This window comes from Klebsiella sp. HMSC16A12, from assembly GCF_001808265.1.
GTDB lineage: Bacteria > Pseudomonadota > Gammaproteobacteria > Enterobacterales > Enterobacteriaceae > Klebsiella > Klebsiella pneumoniae.
The window spans coordinates 1-4,857 of record NZ_KV792530.1; the positions used below are offsets into that span (position 1 = coordinate 1).

4 protein-coding genes are annotated in these 4,857 nt (G+C 45.4%); all 4 read right to left on the reverse strand.

Going from position 1 to position 4,857, the window contains the following annotated elements:
- Nucleotides 1–567: 567 nt before the first annotated feature.
- A complete protein-coding gene (locus HMPREF3140_RS02215) occupies nucleotides 568–1,224 on the reverse strand; it encodes a DUF6710 family protein (protein ID WP_032435708.1) in 657 nt (218 codons plus the stop codon).
- Nucleotides 1,225–2,059: 835 nt separating this feature from the next.
- Complete coding sequence (locus HMPREF3140_RS02220) at nucleotides 2,060–2,959, reverse strand: RepB family plasmid replication initiator protein (RefSeq protein ID WP_004026560.1); 900 nt, start codon at nucleotides 2,957–2,959, stop codon at nucleotides 2,060–2,062.
- A 320-nt stretch (nucleotides 2,960–3,279) separates the two neighbouring features.
- Entirely contained in the window at nucleotides 3,280–4,341 is a 1,062-nt protein-coding gene (locus HMPREF3140_RS02225) for a hypothetical protein (RefSeq protein WP_032435651.1), read from the reverse strand.
- Between the two features lie 85 nt (nucleotides 4,342–4,426).
- On the reverse strand, nucleotides 4,427–4,681 hold the full coding sequence (locus HMPREF3140_RS02230; RefSeq protein ID WP_016946352.1) for an Hha/YmoA family nucleoid-associated regulatory protein: 255 nt from the start codon (nucleotides 4,679–4,681) through the stop codon (nucleotides 4,427–4,429).
- Between the last annotated feature and the right edge of the window lie 176 nt (nucleotides 4,682–4,857).

Here is a 4,857-nt window from a genome sequence, read left to right on the forward strand (position 1 = left end):
GCCTACAGTAGACACCCGTTGTTCCTGCCCGGTAGAACCGGCGATGCCCGGCCATTTAACCGGGCATCGAATACAATAGACTATTGCCTGTCAGCACGTACCGGTGTGTGGGTTGGCGTATGCAGTAGACACCAGAGTTGTTCGTAACCTGCATAACCGGCAAGGATCGGCTATTTCAGCGCACGTCGCATAAAGTAGACCATTGTCTGTCAGCACCTACCGGTGCGTGGCTTGGCGTATACAGTAGACACCAGTTGTTCATAGCCTGCATAACCGGCGAGAATCGGCCATTTAACGGCACGTCGAATACAGTAGACCGTTCTCCCACTAGCGCATATCCACTTGAGTTGGCCGTCGCATACAGTAGACACGAATAAGTAGACACGAATAGGTAGCCTCCAGCACTGATCAGCCATAGCCCGATATCGCATACAATAGACCTTCCCCTATTTGGGCATAACCGATATGCGGTGATTGTCGCATACAGTAGACATAGATCCTTAGCCACAGGCTTAACAGGGATCATCGTGACGTAAACGTCTTCAGCAAGCAGTTCGAGCAAAATTCTTAAGCTCCTTCCACTAATAGCCGCCCTATCTCAAACACCGCAGCTGAACGCCCCGACTTAACCGCTTCGACCTTATGATCGTCAACAAACCAGTGATTACCGTCCGTTCGGACCAGCTCAAACAGCCAGGACATATCGTAAACGTGCTCAGGGATTAGCGTCCCTTCTCCGGCCAGAATGCCAGCCGTTATTGAATGATTTCCGCCACCCACAAAGCCAATACGCCAGGGCAACCATAGCTCAACATAATGATTGCTATTATCCTGCTTCCACGGCTTCCCCTTATAGCTTCCAATACGTGAAACGTTATTGATAAAGCGTTGTAGGCTCCAAGGCCACGGCAGCACCATATCACTTGCCAGTGACAACGGGTAATCAGCGCCGTCCATCTCATGTTCTTTCATCTTTTCATACGATTTCACATGGATAAGCTCTTCAAAGAAGAACTTTTCAGGGGTCATATTTGGTCGGGCATCTGTTCCTTCCTCGGCTACCGCCAGCAAGAAATCACTCTGTATTGGTCGCACGATAGCGCGAATGAGATCGGGCAGCGTCATGACAGGTAATTTCTCGGCCACCGAAAGCAGGTGATCGAAGCGCTTTTTTTCATTGCCGGTTGCTGCTTTCTCTTTCTTTTTTTGGTTCCAGAACATCACTTGCCGTGCCCTCCTTATCGTGATGATGATTTTCATGCTCATGCTGCGGTAGTTCTACATAGCGCACATGTTCTTCATACGTGGTGTAGTTATGCATGCCGCTATAATCCGGGTCTACGTCAGAACTCCTCTCATCGTCCTTGTAGAACAGCAAACGTATACCGGTGTCCGGTTGTGACGCATGTCGCATACTGTAGACAATATGCGATCGCAATCATTAAAACGCCCCTGTTCTGAAGCCATGGCAGTATTGAAATACGATAGGCCATTATCCACCAGCTCATACCCTATAGCGTGAATGGCCGCACACAGTAGACAAATGAAATACACCACCGATAAATGCGGACCTGATCGAACATTCAACCGGGTGCCGCATACAGTAGATCGTCACCCTGCAGCACACCCCAGATTGAGATACTTGTAGCGTACAATAGACATCTGTCTTTAACGGCCACCTGCTTTTACCAACAGCATTCAGATATCGCATACAGTAGACATTTGTATTCCGTAGGGCTAATCGAGGTTCGCATGTCGCGTGCAGTAGACTATCTACCAGACGAATTTACAAAACAGGCAACAGAAGACAAGCTCTTGCATCATGGCAAAAAAGAAAAGTTACTTTCCTTCTTAGGAACCTGATGTGAAATTCACCGGCAGTTTCAGCTGAGCCACTACGTTTTCAAAAACTTTCACTGAAGTTGGAAGGGGTTACGACATGTCAGCGTTACTTTTGGTGTTTTTAACGTACAATCCGATAGCACTTTGTAGAGAACAATCCCCGGGTTCTACTGAAGAGGGCCCGTAAGCCCCCTCAGAGCGATTGTCGGTGGACTTTCTACTTCAGGGAGGGATTTCTCTTGATGATTTGAAACGCTATCTTGTTGCCTTCCTTAAGCTCCTGGTATTCAAGGTATCCAATGTCCTCCAGTTGCTTAAGTGCTTTTCTTACCGTTGAATTCTGAAGAGCAGGTCTGGAAGTGAGGGATAAACGCTTCCTGAACCTCTCAATGCTGACAGGGATCGGATTAGGTGGCAGAGCCTCAATGAACGTATAAAGGGCCTGGGCTGACTCTTTCCTTGCAAGGGCTTTAAGGGCTCTCAGCTTAAGCAGGATCTTGTATTCACCAACATACAGATCCTTAAGCGTTTTCGACGGAGTGAGGATAACTTTGTCATTACCAATGTCCACGGTTGACTCACCAATGAGCTGAACAAATTTAGTGACTTCAATATTTGTGCCTCTGTCCTTGGAGAATTCAACAACATTAGACATCAGTTTCCTGAGCGAATCTTTGATTTTTTCACGAAATTCAGCCTTCAGACGTCCACGAGAAAAACCACATCGCATAGCAAACTCAGTAAATCGGATCGAGATAGTCCCATCCTCGTTAGACTCGAGTTCATTATCGGTCAGTACCGATATGATTCCTGTCCAAACCTTGAAATCCGTATCCATGTCTAGCCTTGGACCTGAAATGGTAATCCTTTCAAACCCTTCGGATTTGGCTAACTCCAGATGCCTAAGATCGTCTGACGCGTTGATGTTTGATCCGACATTGCTTTTCTTAGCGATCGCTTTGTTCGTCGATTTTAATGTTGGTACAAAGACCCCCAAACGCATCAGAGGAACTGTCTGTACACTGGTCTCCGATGTGGAAGAAAGTGTGATAACTTCACCAGTAGTCTGATTTATTTCTTCTACATTTAGGTATGACTCATTGATTTTGTTAGATATTTCCATCAAACCCTAAGTTTTGAATAACCATCAAAAATATAGCATACAGTAGACACTTTTATAGCGCACAATAGACAATATATAGCATTCAGTAGACTGTTTGTAGATTACAGTAGACATTTCGTAGCATACAATAGACACCGATCACCTTCCAAGCCAAGCGGCACAGGGCCTCCAGCGATCCGGGATCTTTTTGGTACTCTCTGGATCCTTTATGGATCAGTTATTGGATCTATCCTGTGGAAAACCTACTGCGGAGAAACTGCTTTACTGTCTACATCCTCGGCTTAGGAAAAGATACCTGACGCGGATTGAGAAGATCACTTATTGGGATCATGAGTGAGAAACCAATCATGGAAAGCTCTCTCGCGATCAAACTCTGGTAAGTTATGTATAGACACGTTCCAGTTCGCGATTTTAACTATGAAGCTAATGTATTCCTGCTCCGCCTCATTCAGTCCTCCCTCTCCCCTTTTACTGATGTAATAATCGTACCAACGTTCATACGCGGGTACGTTTATAGATTCCCAGGAATCCAGCATCCTCGGTGCATAGGATACCAGTTCATCAAAAACGCTACTCCCTGAAGGTATATCCGCCCGGGTAAGTTTAGCGAGTATTTCTATTGTCCATCGTAAATGTTGCCATTGCTGTGCAGGTGCCAGAGGCAACGAATTCATATTCATGGGTAGATCTACCGGAATCATAGAAAGCAGCTGGTTGCCGCTGGCATTCAGGTGGCGTTTGTACTGATGTAAAGTATGTGGTGATGCTGTCTGCATTAAGGGATGGTAGATCCACCGCTTGGCTTCATCTGAGGTGAAAAGTAACTTTTCTATCGCATCCATCATCTTTATGCCTTCCCCGTTCTCACGATATGGAGCGATGATACTTTCAATCCGAACGGCATCGATCTCCACCAGCGCCAGCTGGTCTGTTTGCGCTAACAGGTCTGGATTGGGCTGGATATCCTCCGACGTATCATTAATAAATATCCCGATTGTCGTATCGTTACATATCCCTGTGAGGTCAGCATTAAGGCCACAAACAATCCCACCACCAGCGAGATTTTTGAGGTTAACTATCCCTTTCTCCTTACCCTGCAGAAGATGAGGGAGAGCAAGGTATTTTTTTTCCTGTATTTTCACCTTTATGTATTTTTTTATATGTTGTAGTGTGAGCTCACTACAAACCCCTTTTACTTCTGTGCTGTGGCTAAAATGCCATTTTTTATTTTGACCCTGCCTGGCAATCAGGGAGGTCCCACAGATGAGGCAGATACAGTTACACGAAAGCCCATTTTCAACGCTGGCGATATCAACAATTTTATTTGAATCCGTATCAAATCCAAACGGGATCCATTTTTGTGCATTACGTCGCATGTATATTCCTCGTTAAAAATGAGTAAAGGAATTCTACATCATCCGTTTTTATCAAACCTGGAATAACAGCGTCTAATTACATTATTCATATCTCATCGGGGATGAGATGCCACACGGAAGCAGGTATTTTGTCATAGTTTTTTTTCATGTAGATCTCAGCCCTGCGGTGATCATAAGCTCCGTTCAGGCTGGTTATCTTATTTATATCCCCACCTTCATCATTTAATTTATCCAGGATACGCTCAAACACTCGGTCAAGGGTTTCAGTCGTACTGCACTTTCTGAACTTCAGGAGATAGGTTTCTCTCAGGCTACTGTGCGCATTTGGGCTTTTCAACAACGACGCTCCGGGGCATGTTCAAAAACACTGGCTATTTTCGAAAACAGTAAACGAAGTTCCACGCACAGGCAAGAGAAGCCATTTGATTAATTCACGTTCTGCCTGGATTTGAAAAAAAACAATGTTACTATACTGGTTATAAAAACAGTGTGCGCCGGGAGACCGGTAGAGATCAA

Coding starts and splice junctions, on each gene's coding strand:
- HMPREF3140_RS02225 (WP_032435651.1), bottom strand. CDS start 4,341: ATGCGACGTAATGCACAAAAATGGATCCCGTTTGGATTTGATACGGAT.